The 19989-nt window shown below is 72.8% G+C and carries 13 protein-coding genes and 1 pseudogene; 10 read left to right on the top strand and 4 right to left on the bottom strand.

Going from position 1 to position 19989, the window contains the following annotated elements:
• Nucleotides 1-203: 203 nt before the first annotated feature.
• Complete coding sequence (locus HCK04_RS13360) at nucleotides 204-1733, bottom strand: PrsW family intramembrane metalloprotease (protein ID WP_142647474.1); 1530 nt, start codon at nucleotides 1731-1733, stop codon at nucleotides 204-206.
• Between the two features lie 304 nt (nucleotides 1734-2037).
• Between HCK04_RS13360 and HCK04_RS13365 the strand changes: the two genes are divergently transcribed.
• From HCK04_RS13365 to HCK04_RS13375, 3 genes are all read left to right on the top strand, one after another.
• Complete coding sequence (locus HCK04_RS13365) at nucleotides 2038-3423, top strand: N,N-dimethylformamidase beta subunit family domain-containing protein (protein ID WP_205830168.1); 1386 nt, start codon at nucleotides 2038-2040, stop codon at nucleotides 3421-3423.
• 228 nt (nucleotides 3424-3651) lie between these two features.
• Nucleotides 3652-4653, top strand: coding sequence for an NAD(P)-dependent alcohol dehydrogenase (locus HCK04_RS13370; protein WP_142647475.1), 1002 nt, complete (start codon nucleotides 3652-3654; stop codon nucleotides 4651-4653).
• A 185-nt stretch (nucleotides 4654-4838) separates the two neighbouring features.
• The gene (locus tag HCK04_RS13375; RefSeq protein WP_142647476.1) at nucleotides 4839-6935 is read left to right on the top strand and encodes an MMPL family transporter; all 2097 of its coding nucleotides are present in this window, start codon (nucleotides 4839-4841) and stop codon (nucleotides 6933-6935) included.
• On the opposite strand, the gene HCK04_RS13380 is transcribed toward HCK04_RS13375, so the two are convergent.
• The 3 genes from HCK04_RS13380 to HCK04_RS13390 all read right to left on the bottom strand — a co-directional run bounded on the left by HCK04_RS13380 (nucleotide 6902) and on the right by HCK04_RS13390 (nucleotide 9823).
• Nucleotides 6902-7576, bottom strand: coding sequence for a response regulator transcription factor (locus HCK04_RS13380; protein WP_142647477.1), 675 nt, complete (start codon nucleotides 7574-7576; stop codon nucleotides 6902-6904). The genes HCK04_RS13375 and HCK04_RS13380 overlap by 34 nt on opposite strands.
• Nucleotides 7573-8784 carry a sensor histidine kinase gene (locus tag HCK04_RS13385; protein WP_168065894.1) on the bottom strand — a complete coding sequence of 404 codons (1212 nt, stop codon included), beginning with the start codon at nucleotides 8782-8784 and terminating at the stop codon, nucleotides 7573-7575. The genes HCK04_RS13380 and HCK04_RS13385 overlap by 4 nt, the downstream gene beginning before the upstream one ends.
• Before the next feature lie 94 nt (nucleotides 8785-8878).
• The gene (locus HCK04_RS13390; protein WP_142647517.1) at nucleotides 8879-9823 is read right to left on the bottom strand and encodes a heme o synthase; all 945 of its coding nucleotides are present in this window, start codon (nucleotides 9821-9823) and stop codon (nucleotides 8879-8881) included.
• A 253-nt stretch (nucleotides 9824-10076) separates the two neighbouring features.
• Here HCK04_RS13390 and tkt point away from each other — a divergent pair, with 253 nt between their 5' ends.
• From tkt to HCK04_RS13425, 7 genes and pseudogenes are all read left to right on the top strand, one after another.
• Nucleotides 10077-12185, top strand: coding sequence for a transketolase (tkt, locus tag HCK04_RS13395; RefSeq protein ID WP_142647518.1), 2109 nt, complete (start codon nucleotides 10077-10079; stop codon nucleotides 12183-12185).
• Nucleotides 12186-12195: 10 nt separating this feature from the next.
• Nucleotides 12196-13299 (top strand): transaldolase, encoded by a 1104-nt coding sequence (gene tal / locus HCK04_RS13400; protein ID WP_142647479.1) that lies wholly within the window; start codon nucleotides 12196-12198, stop codon nucleotides 13297-13299.
• Between the two features lie 7 nt (nucleotides 13300-13306).
• The gene (locus tag HCK04_RS13405; protein ID WP_142647480.1) at nucleotides 13307-14932 is read left to right on the top strand and encodes a glucose-6-phosphate isomerase; all 1626 of its coding nucleotides are present in this window, start codon (nucleotides 13307-13309) and stop codon (nucleotides 14930-14932) included.
• Nucleotides 14933-14978: 46 nt separating this feature from the next.
• Complete coding sequence (gene zwf, locus HCK04_RS13410; protein ID WP_205830170.1) at nucleotides 14979-16673, top strand: glucose-6-phosphate dehydrogenase; 1695 nt, start codon at nucleotides 14979-14981, stop codon at nucleotides 16671-16673.
• 46 nt (nucleotides 16674-16719) lie between these two features.
• Nucleotides 16720-17643: a glucose-6-phosphate dehydrogenase assembly protein OpcA gene (locus tag HCK04_RS13415; RefSeq protein WP_260617242.1), complete on the top strand. Its 924-nt coding sequence runs from the start codon at nucleotides 16720-16722 to the stop codon at nucleotides 17641-17643.
• Nucleotides 17640-18419 (top strand): 6-phosphogluconolactonase, encoded by a 780-nt coding sequence (gene pgl, locus HCK04_RS13420; RefSeq protein ID WP_142647481.1) that lies wholly within the window; start codon nucleotides 17640-17642, stop codon nucleotides 18417-18419. The genes HCK04_RS13415 and pgl overlap by 4 nt, the downstream gene beginning before the upstream one ends.
• Nucleotides 18420-19231: 812 nt before the next feature.
• A pseudogene (locus tag HCK04_RS13425) lies at nucleotides 19232-19989 on the top strand (hypothetical protein); the annotation flags it as partial.

The following is a 19989-nucleotide window of genomic DNA, read 5'->3' on the forward strand; positions in this document are numbered from 1 at the left end:
TTCTCCTCATGATGGGCGGGCACGCCTTCCGGGGAAGGTCGCGCCGTCAGGGGGCTGTCGTACGAGAAGAACGCATGCGGCATCGCCGCACGCCCTCCTGGAGCCCACCCATCAAGTGGCCACCGCGCACAGCGATTGAAACACGCGCGGGCCGTCCGGGCCAAGCCGCGCCCGATCTTGCCCGGCCCCGCCCGGGCGCGGAGTCAGCGCCGGGGGTCGCCGGGCGCAGGGCCCGGGCCACCCTCTTGCGGCCACTGCGGCGGGCCCTGTGGTGGCGGCCCCTGTGGGGGACGCTGTGGCGGACGCTGTGGCGGGCCGTACGGAGGCCCCTGTTGCGGACCCGGCGGCGGGCCTTGCGGGCCCGGCGGCTGCCCGGGAGCGCCCGGGAGCCCGTATCCGGGAGGCGGCCCACCCGGCGGAGGCCCGTACCCCTGCCCGCCCGGTTGCTGCCCGCCCGGCTGAGGACCGCCCGGCTGGGGACCGCCCGGTTGCGGCCCCGGCCCGTACCAGGGCGGCACGGCCTGGCCGCCACCGGGCCACCGGTTCGCGGTCGGGGCGCCCGGAGCGTACCCCGGCGGGGGCACGCCCCGCGCGGCGTTCGCCTGGTGGCGCTCCGGCAGCGGGAACGACAGCCGGGCGTACGCCATGAGATCCGCGAGCGACCGCTGCTGGGCGCGGAAGGTCTCCTCGTCAACCCCGCCCCGAGCCGCGCGGGCGTGCAGCAGCCCGAGCTCGGTGGAGGCGATCTGATAGTCGATCATCGCCCGTGCCCCGGCCCTGCCGCCGTGGGCCTTGGCCCACGCCCGGGCCTGCCGCCGCCGGCGCAGGGACGACAGCATGAAGATGTCGGCCTGGTTGATCAGCCCGTTGCGCTCGTACGGCGGCAGGTAGTGCTGGATCAGGCCGACGATCCGCCGTCTGTCCCGGAAGATCACGATGAGCTCGACGACGAGCAGGATCATCAGCAGCAGATAGGCGATGGCGAGCCCGCCGAGACCGGCGAAGGAGGCGAAGCCGTTCCAGAGGCCGTGCAGCAGCATGGCCCCGATCCACCCGATGACGATGACGACGATCCCCACCGCGCCCCCGCGCTGCGCGGCGTACGCCACTGCGATGCCGATCAGGGAGGTGAACAGCGGATGGGCGAACGGCGACAGCACGGCCCGCAGCACGAGCGTGGCGGCCAGCCCCTGCGCGCCGTTCTCCTCCAGCGCGGCCAGGTAGTAGCTGACGTTCTCCGACATGGCGAAGCCGAGCCCGACCATGCTGGCGTAGATGATCCCGTCGGTGGGCCCGTCCAGCTCCTGCCGCCGGAACCACAGCAGCCCGAGCAGGACCAGCCCCTTGGCCGTCTCCTCCACGGGCGGGGCGCCGAACGTGGCGACGAGGTTGCGGGCGCTGGTCGTGTCCCCGAGCTGGTGGGCCACGTAGACGAGGTTGAGCGAGTTGAGCACGCCGGCGAGCAGCACGGCGATGCCGGCGCCCCAGGCGAACGCGAAGATCAGGTTGTTGCGCGGTTCCGGTTCCATGCGGTCGAGCGCGAGCACGCCCGCGAGCAGCAGCGGCACGGGGGCCACGGCGAGCCCGAGCGCGATGAAGAACTGGACCGGCTCACCGTTGATGATGTCGAAGGAGAACGACACGAGAGCGCAGATTCCGGCGACGACCAGACCCACGATGAGGCCGATGGACGGACGCTCCCTGAGAACGGCGCGGGGGTCGAGGCCTGCCACTGTGTGACTGTAACCGACCAAACCCGCCGAGGTCCTCCTCGGGCCTCAAAAGATCCCCATGCAATCCGTGCCGGGGCGGGTATCGGGCAGGCGCGCCGCCGTCCCGAGCACGCGCCGGTTCCGGGCAGAATGGGCGATCATGGATGTCGCACCACCAGACGGGCTCGGACGACGCGGTTTCCTCCGCATCGCGTGCGCCGCCGCCGTCGGCTCGGTCGCCGCATGCGCGCCCGGGCCCCGGGAAGGCTCCGCGCCCGCCTCCCCGTCGCCCTCCTCAGGGTCCCCGTCGCCGTCCAGGAAACCGGTGGCGGAACGGCTGCTGCCCGGCGACCCGGACTGGCGGGTGCGCAGGCGCGGCCCCGACGAGGCGATCGAGGGCTACGGCGACCGCGCGAGCGTGCTGCCCGGGGAGTCGTTCGGCCTGCACGTCTCCACGACCGAGGGCCGCTATCGGGTGACGGCCTACCGGATGGGCTGGTACGGCGGCACGCTCGCCCGCCGGGTGTGGCGTTCCGGCTGGCTGAAGGGGCGCGACCAGGGCCGCGGACGGCTCGTCGGCGACACCCGCACCGTACGGGCCGGGTGGCGGCGCTCCCTGACCGTGTCCACCGAGGGCTGGCCCGAGGGGGCCTACCTGCTGCGCCTGGACACCGAGCACGGCCACCAGCGGTACGTGCCGCTGGTCGTGCGCTCGGCCTCCGGGGCCGGCCGTACGGTCCTGGTGCACGCCACCCCCACCTGGCAGGCGTACAACCGGTGGGGCGGCTACAGCCTCTACTACGGCGAAGACGGCCGCTACGACAGCCGCTCGCTCGCGGTCAGCTTCGACCGGCCCTACGACACCACCGGCATGGAGAAGTTCCTCATCCACGAGCGGCCGGTGGTGGCGCTGGCCGAACGGCTCGGCCTGCCCCTGGCGTACACGACCGGCGGCGACCTGGAGGCCGGCGACGACGTGCTCACCGGCGCGGCCGCGGTGATCTTCCTCGGGCACGACGAATACTGGACGCCCGGGGTGCGCCGCACGGTGACCAAGGCCCGCGACGCGGGCGTCAACCTGGCCTTCCTGGGCGCCAACACCTGCTACCGCCGCGTCCGGCTGGAGGACCACGGCAGGACGGTCGTCTGCTACAAGACCGCGGTGGACCGCGACCCGCTGGTCCGCACCCGCCCGGCGCTGGCGACGACCGACTTCCGGGCGGCGCCGAAGGCCGATCCCGAGTCGTCGCTCATCGGGGTCTACTACGACGGCTATCCGGTGGACGCGCCGTTCGTGGTGCACGAGCCCCGCCACTGGATCTTCGCGGGCACCGGTGTGCGCCGCGGCGACGCGTTCCCGCACCTCGTGGGCGTGGAGTACGACCGGGTGAACACGGACGTGCCGACGCCGAGGCCGCTGCAGATCCTCGCCCACTCGCCGGTGACCTGCGTGGGGCGGCCCAGTTTCTCCGACGCCGCCTACTACACGGCCGAGAGCGGGGCCGGGGTGTTCGCCTCGGGCACCATGCGGTGGGCCGAGACGCTCATGGCGCGCACCCGCGACCTGCCGGGGGCGCACGGGATCGACGCGCGCACACGGGCCTTCGTCACCGCCACGACGACCAACCTGCTGAAGGGCTTCGCCGAGGGACCCGCCGCCGAGAACCTGCCCGCTCCCGACGACAACGTACGCAAGACCTACCGCGCCTGACGCCGCGGCCCCCTCACGAACGGACCTCTTCCCCGCCCGCCCGGCGCACGGCGTCGCCGGGCCACAGGCCTGTCCGTTGACGAGTAGATCGATTGGTCGATATAAATCGTAGACCGAACGTTCTATTCACTGCGAAGGAGCCGAAGTGCCGCAACGGACCACGGCCGAGGTCATCGGCCGTTTCAACCACGCATTCGTCCACCACGCCCCCGAGGCCCGGGCCTGACGATGCGCAGCTACCACCTCGACAGCGGCGCCGGGCTCGCGGGCCTGACGGTCAGAGACCACCCCGACCCGGTCCCCGGCGCCGGTCAGGTCGTCGTCGCCGTACGCGCCGTGTCTCTGAGCTTCCGCGAACTGATGATCGCCAACGGCGACTACGTCCTGCCGGTGAAGCCAGACGTGGTGCCGATATCCGACGGGGCCGGCGACATCGTGTCGGTCGGGCCCGGGGTCGACTCCCGGCGGATCGGCGAACGGGTCACCGCCACCCTCTTCCCGAGCTGGCAGGACGGCCCTTTCGGCGTCGAGCACCTGCCGCAGCGCGGGGGCTCACTGGACGGCATGCTCACCGAACGCGCCGTGATCGACGCGGACGCGTTGGTGCCGGTCCCCCGCCATCTGTCCTACGAGGAGGCGGCGACGCTCCCCTGCGCCGCGGTCACCGCCTGGAACGCCGTGACCGGCGCGGACGGCCTGCGTCCGGGCCAGACCATGGTGACGCAGGGATCGGGCGGGGTGTCGCTGTTCGCCCTGCAGTTCGCCAAGACGCTCGGCGCCCGGGTGATCGCCACAACGAGCAGCCCCGAGAAGGCGCTCCGCCTGCGCGGCCTGGGCGCGGACGAGGTCATCGACTACCGGGCCGTCCCCGACTGGCCCGCGAGGGTCCGCGAGCTCACCGGCGGACGGGGCGCCGACCGCGTCATCGACGTCGCCGGCCTGCTGGAACAGTCCCTCAAGGCGGTCGCGATGGCCGGGCATGTCGCCTGCGTGGGCTTCGTCTCCGCCACCTCGCCCCCGCTCGATGCGCGCACGCTCTTCGCCTCCGGCGCGACCGTGCGCGCCGTCGCGGTCGGCAGCCGCGCCCAGTTCCTCGCCATGAACCGAGCCGTCGAGGTCAACGCCCTTCACCCGGTCATCGACCGCGTGTTCCCCTTCGACCAGGCCCACGACGCCTACCGCCATTACGCCTCGGGCAAGGCGTTCGGCAAGGTCGTCATCACCGTCTGACCCGGCGCGGACGTCCCGGGCGACGTCGCGGCGCCGCCACACCCACTCCCCTGGCCCGTACGGCGGACGGCCCGGGGGGCGTACGCGCCGCGGCGTAGCCGCACGTGACGTTCCCCGGGGGACGCCCGCGACACCCTCCGCGCACCAGCGTTGGACCTCTCTTCGCAGACGACGAGAGGTGCGAGATGGGGACGTTGCGACGTCTGGCCGGTCTGCCCGCGGGGCGGGTCGGCAAGTGGGCGGTGATCGCCGTCTGGCTGGCGGTGATCGTCCCCCTCGGCGTGCTGGCCGCGGGGATCGGGCAGGCGCAGGACAACGACGAGACCAGCTGGATGCCGTCGGGGGCCCCGTCGACCCGGGCCGTGGAACTGACCCGGCGGGAGTTCCCCGCGGCCCGCGACAGCGCCCTGGTGCTCGTCTACGCGCGGCAGGGCGGCCTGGGCGCGGCCGACCGCGCGGCGGTGCTCGATGACAGAAACCGGCTCCGGGCCCTCGGGGACGTGACCGGGCCGGCGCCCTCGGCGGACGGCGCGGCGCTCACACTGACGGTTCCGGTGCCGGGCGACGCCATGGAGAGCGGCGAGGCGACGCGGATCGTGGCCCGGGCACGGGAGATCATGCGGGCCGGGCTGCCCGCCGGGCTCACCGCCGCCGCCACCGGGCCCGCCGCCTCCCGCGCGGACGCGGCGGACGCCAACGGCCGGGTCGACGGAACGCTCACCCTGGTCACCGTGGCGGTGGTCGCGCTGCTCCTGCTCGTCACCTACCGCAGCCCGGTGCTGCCGCTCGTCCCTCTCGCCTGCGTCGCGGCGGGCGTGGTGGCCGCGCAGGCCGGGGCCGTCCTGGTCGCCGAAGCGGGCGTCGTGGTCAACGGCTCGGGCGCGGCGCTGATGATCGTCCTGGTGTTCGGGCTCGGCACCGACTACACGCTCCTGCTGATCTCCCGATACCGGGAGGAGCTGGCGGAGCACTCCGACCGGCACCAGGCGATGGCTCTGGCGCTGCGACACACGGCGCCGTCCGTGGCGGCCTCCGCCGCGACCATGGCCCTCGCCGCGCTGGCCCTGTTCGCGGCGGACATGAACTCCACCAAAGGGCTCGGCCCGCTCGCGGCGATCGCCGTCGTGGCCGCGCTGCTGGCCATGACCACCCTGCTGCCCGCGCTCCTCACGGCCCTGGGCCGGGGCGTGTTCTGGCCCGCCGTCCCCCGTCGTGCGGCCCCTGGCGCCCGTACGGCGCACATCTGGCGGTGGACGGGGCGGCTCGTCTCCGGGCGGCCGCGCCGTGCCTGGGCGGTGGCCGGGCTCACCCTCGCGGCGCTGGCCTGCGGCACGGCCTTCCTGCGGGTGGGCGTCCTCGACGGCGGCGACAACTTCACCCGCGTTCCGGAGTCGGCGGCCGGGCAGGAGGTCGTGCGGGCTCACTACCCCGGCGGCGCCACCGCGCCCGTCCTCGTCTACGTTCCCGCGCGGGCCGCCGCGACGGCCGCCGGGCTGGCCCGTACGGCGCCCGGCCTCGCCGCGTCCGGCCCGGCGGAGACGTCCGCTTCCGGCCGCTGGACGCGGATCACCGCCGTGCTCGCCGACCCTCCGTCGAGCGACCCGGCCCGGCGGTCGGTCGAGGGCCTGCGCGCGCGGCTCGCCCGGGCCGTGCCCGACGCACTGGTGGGGGGACAGACGGCGGCGCTGCTCGACCGGGACGCCGCGATGGACCGCGACCTGGCGGTGATCGTGCCGCTCGTGACCGGCGTCGTCACCCTCGTCCTCGGCGTCCTGCTCCGCGCGGCCGTCGCGCCCCTGCTGCTGCTCGGCTGCGCCCTGCTCTCGTCCGGCGCCGCTCTCGGCCTGTCCGCGCTGCTGTTCCACGCTCTCGGGTTCGCCCGCACCGACCAGACCGTGCTCACGCTCGGGTTCCTCTTCCTGGTGGCGCTGGGCGTGGACTACACGATCTTCCTCATGGCCCGGGCCAGGCAGGAGGTCCGCGAGCGCGGGCACCGGGACGGCATCGTCACGGCCCTCGTCGCGACGGGGGGCGTCATCACCGGCGCCGGCGTCGTGCTCGCCGCGACGTTCCTGGTGCTCACCATCACCCCGGTGGTCCTCAACATCCAGCTCGGTCTGCTGGTCGCGCTCGGCGTGCTCGTGGACGCGTTCGTGGTGCGCACGGTCCTGGTCCCCGCCCTGGCGCTCGACATCGGCCCGGCGACCTGGTGGCCCGCCCGTCCCGCGCCCGCGCCGCGCCCGTTCGGTCAGCCCTCGGGGATCGGCAGCCCGCCCTGGTAGGCGAACACGACGAGCTGGGCGCGGTCCCGTGCGCCCAGTTTCGTCATGGCCCGGCCCACGTGGGTGCGTACGGTGGCGGCGCTGACCACCAGCCGGCCCGCGATCTCGTCGTTGGACAGGCCGGCGGCGACCCACCCCACCACCTCGCGTTCGCGCTCGGTGAGCGCCGACAGCCGCACTCTGGCCTCGCCGGGCGGGCCCGGCCGGCCGGCGAACCGCGCGATCACCCGGCGGGTGACCGCGGGCGACAGCAGCGACTCTCCCGCGGCCACCACCCGCACCGCCCGCAGCATCTCGTCCGGCTCCGCGCTCTTGAGCAGAAAGCCCGACGCGCCTGCCCGGAGCGCGTCGAACACGTGGTCGTCCAGGTCGAACGAGGTCAGCATGACCACCCGGGTCGCGGGTGCCTCGGCGACGATCCGCCGGAGCGCCTCGATCCCGTCGAGCACCGGCATCCGGATGTCCATCAGGACCACGTCGGGGCGCCACCGGCGGACGGCGGCCACGGCGGCGGCCCCGTCCGCAGCCTCGGCGACCAGGTCGATGTCCGGCTCGTCCTCCACCAGCATGCGCACGCCCATCCGCACCAGCGCCTGGTCGTCCGCGACGGCCAGTCGTATGGGCGCCTCCGGGGGCGTCATATCCGGTCCCCTGCGGGCCGGGGATCGCGCGGCAGGACCGCCAGGACCCGGAAGCCGCCCCCGGGGCCCGGGCCGGCCTCCAGGGTGCCGCCCACCGACGCCGCGCGCTCCCGCATGCCGGGCAGGCCGTGCCCGCTCCCCTGACGGTCGCCGTCATGCCCCAGGCCGCCGGTGCCGTCGTCGGTCACCGTCACCGACACCGTCTCCGGTCCGTACGCCACCCTCACCTCCGCCCGGGAGGCGCCGGCGTGCCGCACCACATTGGTCAGCGACTCCTGCACGATCCGATATCCGGCCAGGTCCACCGCCGCGGGCACCCGGCTCCGCGTCCCCTCGACGACCAGGTCCACCGCCAGGCCGCCCCGCCGCACCGCCTCGACGATCTCCGGCACCCGGTCCAGCCCCGGCACCGGGGCCAGCCCCGTCCCCGGCAGCGTCCCCGGCAGCGTCCCCGGCGGTGACCGCAGCGCGACCCGCAGCTCCTCCAGAGCCTGGGCGCTCAGCTCCCGCATGGCCTGCAGCGACTGCTCGGCCCGCTCGGGGCGCCGGTGCAGCACGTGCAGGGCCACCCCCGCCTGCATGTTGATCACGGCGAGACTGTGGCCCACGATGTCGTGCACCTCCCGCGCCATCCGCAGCCGCTCCTCCTGGACGTGGCCGAGGCGCTCCGCCTCGGCGGCGCGCGTCCTGACCCGGCGGTAGGCGCGCACGGCCACCCCCGCCGTCCACGGCGCGACGAGCCACAGCGCGGCCAGCGCGGGCACGCCCATCTCCGGCGCGTCCGGCGCGCCCGTCCAGGACGAGAACGACAGGTAGGCGGCGGTCACCGCCGCCAGCGCCACCCCGGACACCCGTTCCGGCCGCCAGGCGGCGGCGGAGTACACGGCCACCGACGTCAGTTCGAGCACCGGGGCGTACGGGTGACCGCGGGCCAGGAAGGCGATCGTGGCGGCGAAGGTCACCACGAGGGCGGCGAGCGGCCAGGCCCGCCGCGCCACGAGCCCGGCCGCCGCCACCCCGACCAGCGCGCACCCCGCCGCGTCGAGCCGCAGGCCGCGCTCGCTCAGCGCGGACGCCGTACCGAGCGCGGCGAGCACACCGAGGACGGCCGCGAACAGGACGTCGAGCGGCGCCACCCGCCACGGACCTCCGCCGGGCCGCGCGCCGCCCGAAACCAGTGCGGCGCGCCACGCCGCCATCCGTTCCATGACTCCGAACGTACGTAAGGACACGCCCGGCGGCATCAGCGCTGTGACGTATTCCGGTCGCACACCCGGCGTAGGCGGGCCGGGCGGGAACGGCTCAGGCGATCAGGGAGTCGATCGCGACGGCGAGGAACAGCAGCGCCAGGTAGATGTTCGACCAGTGGAAGAACCGCATCGGGCGCAGGTCGACGCCGGTCTTGCCGGCGTTCACGCGGCCGAGGAGGCGGTAGACCTCCACCAGGCAGACCGCGCCGAGCACGGCCGCGGCGGCCGGATAGAGCAGGGACGTGCCGGCGATCGGCCACAGCAGCAGCGAGCACAGCACGGTGGCCCAGGTGTAGGCGACGACCTGCCGGACGACCCGGCGCTCGGTGGCGACCACCGGCAGCATGGGCACCTCGGCCGCGGCGTAGTCCTCGCGGTAGCGCATGGCGAGCGTCCAGGTGTGCGGCGGCGTCCAGAAGAACACCACGCCGAACAGCACGACCGGGGCCCACGACAGCGTGCCGGTGATGCCGGCCCAGCCGATCAGCACCGGCATGCAGCCGGCGATGCCGCCCCACACGATGTTCTGCGACGTACGCCGCTTGAGCACCAGCGAGTAGACGAAGACGTAGAACAGGATCGCGCCCAGCGACAGCATCGCGGCCAGCCCGTTGACCGTGAGGGCGAGCCCGAGCGTGGAAAGAGTGCCGAGAATCACACCGAAGACCAGCGCGCCCGCCGGCGACACGTCGTGCTTGGCGAGCGGACGCCTGCGGGTGCGCCGCATCGTCCGGTCGATGTCCCGGTCGATGTAGCAGTTCAGGACGTTCGCGCTGCCCGCCGACAGGGTGCCGAACACCATGGTGGCGGTGGCGGTCCACAGGTCGGGCAGGCCATGCGCCGCGAGGAACATGACCGGCAGGGTCGTGATCAGCAGCAGCTCGATGATCCGGGGCTTGGTGAGCGCCACGTAGGCCTTCACGAGCGCCCCGATGGAGCGGGGAGCCGTGGCCGTCGCGGTGGACCCCAGCGGGGTCACCGTCTGCTTGTTCGTCAGGACCGTCAAGGCGCTTCCAACACGTGCGGGGTCAACGCGTAACCTCTGATTAGGGCGGATCTCCGGGCAGCCTGTCTCCGGGCGGCAGCCGGCACTTGGTCAATCACTGTAGTCGCCACCGCAGGTGGTCCCCGAACCGGGGCCGAAGCCGCAGGTGTCGCCACCGAGGTGGCTACCAAACGGTATTACGAGGAACCCGTTAGGGTCCCCTGTGGGCGGGAAATGCCAGAACCGGCGCGAATACAAAGAGGGGATCGAGCAGTTGAGCAGCGCAAGCCTTGAGTGGAGTGATCTTGACCGGCAGGCGGTCGACGTCGTGCGAGCCCTGGCGATGGACGCCGTGGAGAAGGCGGGATCGGGTCACCCCGGCACCGCGATGAGCCTCGCCCCCGCTGCCTATCTTCTTTTCCAGCGGGTCCTGCGTCATGACCCCTCGGATCCCAAGTGGGTCGGACGAGACAGGTTCGTCCTTTCCTGCGGGCATTCGAGCCTGACGCTCTACATTCAGCTCTACCTGTCCGGCTACGGCCTGACCCTGGACGACCTCAAGGCGCTCCGGCAGTGGGGCAGCCTCACCCCGGGCCACCCCGAGTACGGCCACACGGCCGGCGTGGAGACCACGACCGGTCCGCTCGGCCAGGGCATCGGCAACGCGGTCGGCATGGCCATGGCGGCCCGCCGCGAGCGCGGCCTGTTCGACCCGGACGCCGCGCCCGGCGCCTCGCCGTTCGACCACATGATCTGGTGCTTCGCCTCCGAGGGCGACCTCGAGGAGGGCATCAGCCACGAGGTCAGCGCCCTCGCGGGTCACCAGAAGCTCGGCAACCTGGCCGTGGTCTTCGACTCCAACCACATCTCCATCGAGGACGACACCCAGATCGCCCTGTCCGAGGACATCGCCAAGCGCTACGAGGCGTACGGCTGGCACGTCCTGGAGGTCGACTGGACCAAGACGGGCGAGTACGTCGAGGACGTCCAGGAGCTGTACGCCGCGCTCGAGGCGGCCCGTGCCGAGACCGACCGGCCGACGTTCATCAAGCTCCGCACGATCATCGGCTGGCCGGCGCCGAACAAGCAGAACACCGGCAAGATCCACGGCTCGGCCCTGGGCGCCGACGAGGTCGCCGCGACCAAGCGCGTCCTCGGCATGGACCCCGAAAAGAGCTTCGACGTTCCCGACGAGGTGCTCGGCCACGCTCGTGAGGTCGTCCAGCGCGGCCGGGCCCTGCGCGCCGAGTGGGACAAGGGCTACCAGAGCTGGCGCGAGGCCAACCCCGAGCGGGCGGAGCTGTTCGACCGGATCTCCAAGCGCGAGCTGCCGGAGGGCTGGGACAAGGCGCTGCCGTCGTTCGAGATCGGCTCGCAGGTCGCCACGCGCAAGGCGTCCGGCGAGGTGCTGAACGCGCTCGCACCGGTGCTGCCGGAGCTGTGGGGCGGCTCGGCCGACCTCGCCGAGTCCAACAACACCACGATGAAGGGCGAGCCGTCCTTCATCCCGGACGAGTACCAGACCAAGGAGTTCCCCGGCAACCGGTACGGCCGCACGCTGCACTTCGGCATCCGCGAGCACGGCATGGGCGCGATCCTGAACGGCATCGCGCTGCACAACGGCACCCGCCCCTACGGCGGCACCTTCCTGGTGTTCAGCGACTACATGCGCCCGTCGGTGCGGCTCGCCGCGCTGATGAAGCTGCCGGTGACCTACGTCTGGACGCACGACTCGATCGGTCTCGGCGAGGACGGCCCGACCCACCAGCCGATCGAGCACCTGTGGGCGCTGCGCGCGATCCCCGGCCTCGACGTCGTCCGCCCGGCCGACGCCAACGAGACGGCGGCCGCGTGGAAGGCCGTCCTCGAGCACAACGACCGCCCGGCGGGCCTCGCCCTGACCCGGCAGAACGTCCCCACCCTCGACGGCACGGACCCGGACGCCGTCGCGCGGGGCGGCTACGTCCTGCAGGACGCCTCCAACGGCCAGCCGGAGGTCGTGATCATCGGCACCGGCAGCGAGGTCCAGCTCGCCGTCGAGGCCCGCACGATCCTGGAGTCCCAGGGCATTCCGACCCGCGTGGTCTCGATGCCGTGCGTGGAGTGGTTCCGGGAGCAGGACTCCGCCTACAAGCAGACCGTGCTGCCGCCCGCCGTCAAGGCCCGGGTCGCGGTCGAGGCGGGAATCTCCTTGGGCTGGCGCGAGTTCGTGGGAGATGCGGGCGAGGTCCTGGGGCTCGAGCACTTCGGCGCGTCCGCGCCGTACAAGACGATTTACGAGCAGTTCGGCCTCACCGCCGACCGGGTCGTCGCCGCCGCCAAGGCCAGCCTGGCCAAGACGGGCGCCGACAAGGGCGAGACGACCGGAAACTGAGGGACGAAGGATGAATGAGAATCTGAAGCGGCTGACGGACGCCGGAGTCTCCATCTGGCTCGACGACATCAGCCGGGAGCGGCTGCGCTCCGGCAACCTCGCCGCCCTGATCCGCGACAAGAACGTGACGGGGGTCACCTCCAACCCCACGATCTTCGCCTCCGCGCTGAGCAAGGGCGACGCCTACGACGCGCAGCTGCGCGACCTCGCCACCCGCGGCGTGACGGTCGAGGAGGCCGTGCGGGCGATCACCACGTTCGACATCCGCTGGGCGGCCGACGTGCTGCGGCCGGTCTTCGACGCCACCCGCGGCGTCGACGGGCGCGTGTCGATCGAGGTGGACCCGCGCCTGGCCCGCAAGACCGAGGCGACGATCGCCGAGGCACGCGCGCTGTGGTGGCTGGTCGACCGGCCCAACGTGCACATCAAGATCCCGGCGACCGTCGAGGGCCTGCCGGCGATCACCCAGGCCATCTCCGAGGGCATCAGCGTCAACGTCACGCTGATCTTCTCGCTGGAGCGCTACCGCCAGGTGATGGACGCCTGGCTGAGCGGGCTGGAGAAGGCGAAGGCCAACGGCCTCAACCTCGCCACGATCGAGTCGGTCGCGTCGTTCTTCGTCAGCCGCGTCGACACCGAGATCGACAAGCGCCTCGACAAGATCGGCACGCCGGAGGCCGCCGGGCTGAAGGGCAAGGCCGGCGTGGCCAACGCCCGCCTGGCGTACGCCGCGTACGAGGAGATCATGAACTCGCCGCGCTGGCAGGCGCTGCGCGCGGCCGGCGCGCACCCGCAGCGCCCGCTGTGGGCCTCCACCGGCGTGAAGAACCCCGACTACCCCGACACCCTGTACGTGGAGCAGCTCGTCACGGCCGGGGTCGTCAACACCATGCCGGAGAAGACCCTGGACGCCGCGGCCGACCACGGCCGGATCTCGGGCGACACGATCCGCCCCTTCTACCAGCAGGCGTGGGACGTCATGGCCTCGCTCAAGCAGGCCGGCATCGACTACGACGACGTCGTCCGCGTGCTGGAGGAGGAGGGCGTCGAGAAGTTCGAGACGTCCTGGAACGAGCTGCTCGAAACCGTCGACGGCGAGCTGCGGAAGGCCTGAGCTACAGATGACAATCGAGGTGACCCTCGGCGACGAGGCGGACGCCGTCCAAGCGGTCAAGGGCAAGCTCGTGGCCGAGGGCGTGCCCGCGGCCCTCTCCGCCGGCGACTCCACCCTCTGGGGCCCGCAGGCGCAGCCCGAAGCCGCCATCCGGCTGGGCTGGCTCGACCTGCCCGAGACCAGCCGGGAGCTGCTGCCGGAGATCGCCGAGCTGGTGGAGCGGGCCCGCTCCCAGGGCCTTGACCACGTGGTGCTCGCCGGCATGGGCGGCTCCTCCCTCGCCCCCGAGGTGATCTGCGCCACCGAGGACGTGCCGCTGACCGTCCTCGACACGACCGACCCGCACCAGGTGCGGCGCGCGCTCGCCGACCGGCTCGACCGCACGATCGTGGTGGTGGCGAGCAAGAGCGGCGGCACGATCGAGACCGACAGCCACCGGCGCATCTACGAGCAGGCGTTCCGCGACGCGGGGATCGACCCGGCCGAGCGGATCGTGGTCGTCACCGACCCCGGCTCCCCGCTGGAGCGCACGGCCATCGAGGCCGGATATCCGGTCGTGCTCGCCGACCCGAACGTGGGCGGCCGCTACAGCGCGCTCACCGCGTTCGGCCTGGTCCCGAGCGCCCTGGCGGGCGCCGACGTGGCCAAGCTGCTCGACGACGCCGCCGCGGTGAGGCCGCTGCTGGCCCAGGACGAGGGCAACCCGGGCCTGGACCTCGGCGCGCTGCTCGGCGCGAACGCGCTGCAGGGCCGCGACAAGCTGATCCTGCGCGACGCGCCGTCCGACATCACCGGCCTGCCCGACTGGATCGAGCAGCTCATCGCCGAGTCGACCGGCAAGGAGGGCAAGGGCATCCTGCCCGTCGTCGGCGCCGAGGCCGCCGAGGCGGACGACCAGTTCCTCGTCACCATCGGGCCCGACAGCGGCACGACCGTCGACGGCCCGCTGGGCGCGCAGTTCCTCGTCTGGGAGTACGCCACGGCGATCGCGGGCCGGGTGCTCGGGATCAACCCGTTCGACCAGCCGAACGTCGCCGAGTCGAAGGAGAACACCACCCGGATCCTGCAGGAGGCAGGGGACGGCCCGCTGCCGACCGGCACCCCGGTGCTCACCGACGGCCCGGTCGAGGTGTACGGCGACGTGCCGGGCGACCTGAAGAACCTGGCCGACGTCCTCACCTGGCTGCTGCGCGCGATCCCCGAGCGCGGCTACCTGGCGATCATGGCGTACCTCGACCGCGAGGCCGCGTTCGACGCGGCGGTCGTCGGCGAGGCGTCCTTCGAGGAGATGACCGACACCTGGGCGAGCGCCGACGTCGCGACGCTGCGGGCGCTGCTCGACTACCGCACCGACCACGCGGTCACGTTCGGCTGGGGCCCGCGCTTCCTGCACTCCACCGGGCAGTACCACAAGGGCGGTCCGGCGTCGGGCGTGTTCCTGCAGATCACCGGTGCGGTGACCGACGACATCGAGGTCCCCGGCAAGCCCTACACGCTGGGCAGGCTGCAGCTCGCCCAGGCGCTGGGCGACCTGGGCGCCCTGACATCCCGGGGCAGGCCGGCCGTGCGCCTGCACCTCACCGACCGCGTCGCCGGGGTCAGGCACCTGCTCTCCGTGGCCGAGGAGCTCTGACCATGCGATGCGTTACAGGCGAAGGGCCCGTCCGCAGGGAGGACACATGACGGAGCAACAGGAGCCGCAGGCCCCCGCCGACGACGCCCGTCAGGCCCCGGAGGCGCCCAGCGGTGCAGTACCAGAGGCAGTGCGGCAGGCGGCGGACGATCTGACGAGCGCTGAGCGTGCGGTTCTGGCCGCCGCTCAGGCCGCCACGACCGGGACCACCGAGCTGACCGCGGCCGCCAACCCGCTGCGCGACCCGCGCGACCGGCGCCTGCCCAGGGTGGCCGGGCCGTGCGTGCTCGTGCTGTTCGGGGTCACCGGCGACCTCGCCAAGCGCAAGCTGCTGCCGGCGATCTACGACCTGGGGAACCGGGGGCTGCTGCCCCCGGGCTTCTCCCTGGTCGGTTTCGCCCGCCGCGACTGGGCACACGAGGACTTCGCCCAGGTCACGTACGAGGCGGTCAAGGAGCACGCGCGGACGCCGTTCCGCGAGGAGGTCTGGAAACAGCTCAGCGAGGGCATCCACTTCTGCCCCGGTGAGTTCGGCGACGAGGGCGCCTTCGACGTCCTCGCCATGATGCTGAAGGAGATCGACGAGACCCGGGGCACCGGCGGCAACTACGCCTTCTACCTCTCGGTCCCGCCGAAGTTCTTCCCGCTCGTGATCGAGCAGCTCAAGCGGACGAACCTGGCCAGGGGCCCCGAGGGCTCCTGGCGCCGGGTCGTCATCGAGAAGCCGTTCGGGCACGACCTGAAGAGCGCCCAGGAGCTCAACGCGATCACCAGCGCGGTGTTCCCCGAGAGCTCGGTCTTCCGGATCGACCACTACCTCGGCAAGGAGACCGTCCAGAACATCCTGGCGCTCCGCTTCGCCAACACGCTGTACGAGCCGATCTGGAACCGCGGCTACGTCGACCACGTGCAGATCACGATGGCCGAGGACATCGGCATCGGCGGCCGGGCCGGCTACTACGACGGCATCGGCGCGGCCCGTGACGTGATCCAGAACCACCTGCTCCAGCTCCTCGCGCTGGTCGCGATGGAGGACCCCACGTCCTTCGACGCCGACGCGCTGCGCCGGGAGAAGGAGAAGGTGCTGCGGGCCGTCAAGCTGCCCGCCGACCTGGCCACCGGCACCGCCCGCGGCCAGTACGTCCGGGGCTGGCAGGGCGGCGAGCCCGTCGTCGGCTACCTGGAGGAGCAGGGCATCTCCCCCGACTCCACCACCGAGACGTACGCCGCGGTGAAGCTGGAGGTGGCCAACCGCCGGTGGGCCGGGGTGCCGTTCTACCTGCGTACGGGCAAGCGGCTCAGCCGCCGCATGACCGAGGTGGCCGTCGTCTTCCAGAAGGCGCCGCACCTGCCGTTCAGCAAGGACGACACCGAGATCCTCGGGCACAACGCGCTGGTCATCCGTGTCCAGCCGGACGAGGGCATCACCGTGCGCTTCGGCTCCAAGGTGCCGGGCACGGCCATGGAGGTCAGGGACGTCAACATGGACTTCGCCTACGGCGAGTCGTTCATGGAGTCCTCCCCCGAGGCGTACGAGCGGCTGCTGCTCGACGTGCTCATCGGCGACCCGCCGCTGTTCCCGCACCAGCGGGAGGTGGAGCTGTCCTGGCAGATCCTGGACCCGATCGAGGAGTTCTGGGCCACCCAGGGCAGGCCCGAGGGGTACGCGTCCGGCTCCTGGGGTCCCGCCTCGGCCGACGCGATGCTGGCCAGGGACGGACGCGCCTGGAGGCGGCTGTGAGCGCTGTCAGCGCGCCGTGTCCGGGGTGGAGTGAGCGGAGAGCGGTGTGACGACCTTCAACCTGACCGAGACGACCGCGTCGAAGATCTCTTCGACGCTGACCCGCCTGCGGCACCAGATGGGCGCGCCCGCCGTCGGCATGGTGCTCACCCTCGTCGTGGTGGTGGACGAGGCGGGGCAGTACGACGCCCTGCGCGCGGCCACCGAGGCGGCGCGCGAGCACCCCTCGCGCATCCTGATGGTGATCAACCGCGACCCGGCCGAGCCCAACCGGCTGGACGCGGAGATCCGCGTGGGCGAGTCGGCGCCGGGCGAGGTCGTGCTGCTGCGCCTGTACGGCGAGCTGACCGAGCACGCCGACTCGGTGATCACGCCGCTGCTGCTCACCGACACGCCGGTGGTGGTGTGGTGGCCGGGCGACTGCCCGGAGATCCCCGCCAAGGACCCGGTCGGGCATCTCGGCAGCCGCCGGATCCTGGACGCCAGGTCGGCCCCGGACGCGGTCGCCGCGATCTCCTCGCGGGCCGCCAGCTACGTCCCCGGCGACACCGACCTGGCCTGGACCCGGCTCACGCCGTGGCGCAGCCTGCTGGCCGCCGCCTTCGACCAGCCCGTCGGGAAGGTCACCGGTGGTGTGGTGGAGGCCGCGCCGGGCAACCCCAGTGCGCCGCTGCTGGCCGCCTGGCTGTGCGACCGCCTGGAGGCGCCGATCGAGGTCGCCGAGTCCGGCGGCCCCGGCCTGACGGGCGTACGGCTGTCGATCGCGAGCGGCGGCGAGCTGACGGTGAGCAGGACCGATGCCAGGCTCGCCACTCTGTCACGGCCCGGCCACCCCGACCGGCGGGTCGCCCTGGCCCGCAGGCCGGCCTCGGAACTGCTCGCCGAGGAGCTGCGCCGGCTCGACCCCGACGAGATCTACGCCGCCGCGATCCGCCGGCTTGCGGAGATGAAGGGGCAGGGACGGTCGTGACCGGCGTTCCCACCGTCATCGTCCACCGTGACGCCGAACTGCTGGCCCAGGCCGTGGCCGCCCGTCTCATCACGCGGCTGGTGGACACGCAGGCGGCCCGCGGTTCGGCGCACCTGGTGCTGACCGGCGGCACCGTGGGCATCGCGACGCTGGCCGCCCTCGCGGGCACAGCGGCGCGCGACGCCATCGACTGGCGGGCACTGGACATCTGGTGGGGCGACGAGCGGTTCCTGCCGACCGGTCACCCCGAGCGCAACGAGACCGGGGCGCGTCAGGCCCTGCTCGACCACGTCGACGTCGACCCGGCCCGGGTGCACCCGATGCCCGGCCCCGACTCGGGGATGACCGCCGAGGAGGCCGCCGACGCGTACGCGGTCGAGCTGGCCAAGGCGGCCAGGCCGGAGGACCACGGGCCGGTGCCCTCGTTCGACGTGCTGCTCCTCGGCATGGGGCCCGACGGCCACGTGGCCTCGCTGTTCCCCGGCCAGCCGGCCGTCTACGAGGAGGAGCGGCCGGTCGTGGCCGTGCACGGCTCGCCCAAGCCGCCGCCCACCCGGGTGTCGCTGACGTTCCCCGCCCTGCGGGCCGCCAGGGAGATCTGGGTCGTCGCGGCGGGCGAGGAAAAGGCCCAGGCGGTCAGGATGGCGCTGTCCGACGCCGGACCGTTCCAGGTGCCGGCCGCCGGCGCGCGCGGGCGGCAGCGCACGCTGTTCCTGCTCGACCGTGCCGCCGCGCACAAGATCCCGCCATCGCTGGGGCGGATCGCCTCCCCCTGAGCTCACGGCAGGACGGCCGGGCGCGGGCATGATGCCCGCGCCCGGCCGTTTCCATCTCCCGGCTGCACCGTCTCTCTTGCCGTAGCCATCTCCCGGTCGTTCCGTCTCCCCGGCCACGGCCATCTCCCCGCCGCGCCGTCTCTCCTGCCATAGCCATCCCGCTCGTTCCATCTCCCGGCCGCTCCGTCTCTCTTGCCGTTGCCGTCTCCCGGTCGTTCCATCTCCCCGTCCATTGCCATCTCCCCGTCCATTGCCATCTCCCCGCCGCGCCGTCTCCCCGGCCACGGCCATCTCCCGGTCGTTCGGTCTCCCGAGCCGCGCCGCCGCCCTCAAACCCCGATCATGTGGTACGAGCCGTAGCCGGCGTGGGCCGGAGCCACGGGCCCTATTCCATGCCGCATCTAGCAATTGCGCCAGGGCGAGACACGCGCCGGCTCTCTGCCTCGGCCGGTGGTCCGCAGCCGGTGGTCCGCGGCCGGTGGCCCGCACCTGGTGGCCCGCACCTGGTGGCCTGCGGCTGGTGCCCCATCCTCATCCCCTGATCTCTCCCTGCTTCTCTCCCTGTGTCTCCCGCGCGCTCTGCTCCCAGCCCTCATCACGCCCGGGATCTCCCCTGCTTCTCCCTGCGCATCCCCCTGCTTCTCCCTGCGCCTCCGGCCTGCTCTGCTCCTGTCCCCATCGCGGTCGGGCTCTCCCCTGCCCGCTTGCGCCGCAAGCCTGTAACCCCAACTGGTAGGCGTCGCCCGGTTGCTAAGAGTGACACGACCAGGAGATAATTCAAACAGTATTTCGAATCAAGCTAGGAGAGTGCGATGGATCTGTCCGACATCGATCCTGAGCACCTTCGTCGTTCGAACAACGTCGATAGCGACTGGAGCGACGGCTGGTGGGATCGCCTGATCGCCAATTCCCCACTGTGGTCGTCCGACGGTTCGTCCGCCCGCGCGCCCTTCCCGATCATCAACTTTGGGCCCCGGCAGCCCGCCGACGCGCCCCGCGCCGCAAGCGCGGACGCCCCGGGCATGGACGTCCCAGGCACCGATACCGACAGCGCAGATAACGACGGCGCGAACGCCGCGAGCGGGGCTGCCACCGGTGCGAATGCCGCTGGCATGAGCGGTGCTGACACGGACGGCGCTGACGCGAACGCCGAGCGTGGAGCTGCCGACGACGGCGCAGATACCACTGGCCCGGACGCTGCTAGCGCGACGGGCCCGGGTGCGGGTGCTTCCGGCGGTGTGGGTGGTCGTGATCGTGGTCGTGACCAGCGTCGTGTGCGGTCGTCGTGGGTGGTGGTGGGGTCGGTTCGTGAGGTGGCCCAAGAGCTGGCGCTGACCCCGCTTCCCGATGACGTGGACATGTGCCTGGCCGAGGCGGAGGAGTTGCTGTTCGCCCGCGACCGGATCACCAGCGCCCTGGCCGACCGGGTGGGGCGGGTGCATCGTGCGGGGCAGGCCAGGCAGCATGGGCATGCCTCCACCCGGTGCTGGCTGCGCACGAGTGGGGGGATGACGGTGGGGGGTGCGGGCCGCCTGCTCACGTTGGGGGCGGAACTGCCGCGCCTCCCTAC

Origin of the sequence: Microbispora sp. CL1-1 (assembly GCF_012034195.1) — a bacterium.
GTDB lineage: Bacteria > Actinomycetota > Actinomycetes > Streptosporangiales > Streptosporangiaceae > Microbispora.

Coding starts and splice junctions, on each gene's coding strand:
- HCK04_RS13370 (WP_142647475.1), top strand. CDS start 3,652: ATGCGCAGCTACCACCTCGACAGCGGCGCCGGGCTCGCGGGCCTGACG.
- HCK04_RS13375 (WP_142647476.1), top strand. CDS start 4,839: ATGGGGACGTTGCGACGTCTGGCCGGTCTGCCCGCGGGGCGGGTCGGC.
- HCK04_RS13380 (WP_142647477.1), bottom strand. CDS start 7,576: ATGACGCCCCCGGAGGCGCCCATACGACTGGCCGTCGCGGACGACCAG.
- HCK04_RS13385 (WP_168065894.1), bottom strand. CDS start 8,784: ATGGAACGGATGGCGGCGTGGCGCGCCGCACTGGTTTCGGGCGGCGCG.
- tal (WP_142647479.1), top strand. CDS start 12,196: ATGAATGAGAATCTGAAGCGGCTGACGGACGCCGGAGTCTCCATCTGG.
- HCK04_RS13405 (WP_142647480.1), top strand. CDS start 13,307: ATGACAATCGAGGTGACCCTCGGCGACGAGGCGGACGCCGTCCAAGCG.
- zwf (WP_205830170.1), top strand. CDS start 14,979: ATGACGGAGCAACAGGAGCCGCAGGCCCCCGCCGACGACGCCCGTCAG.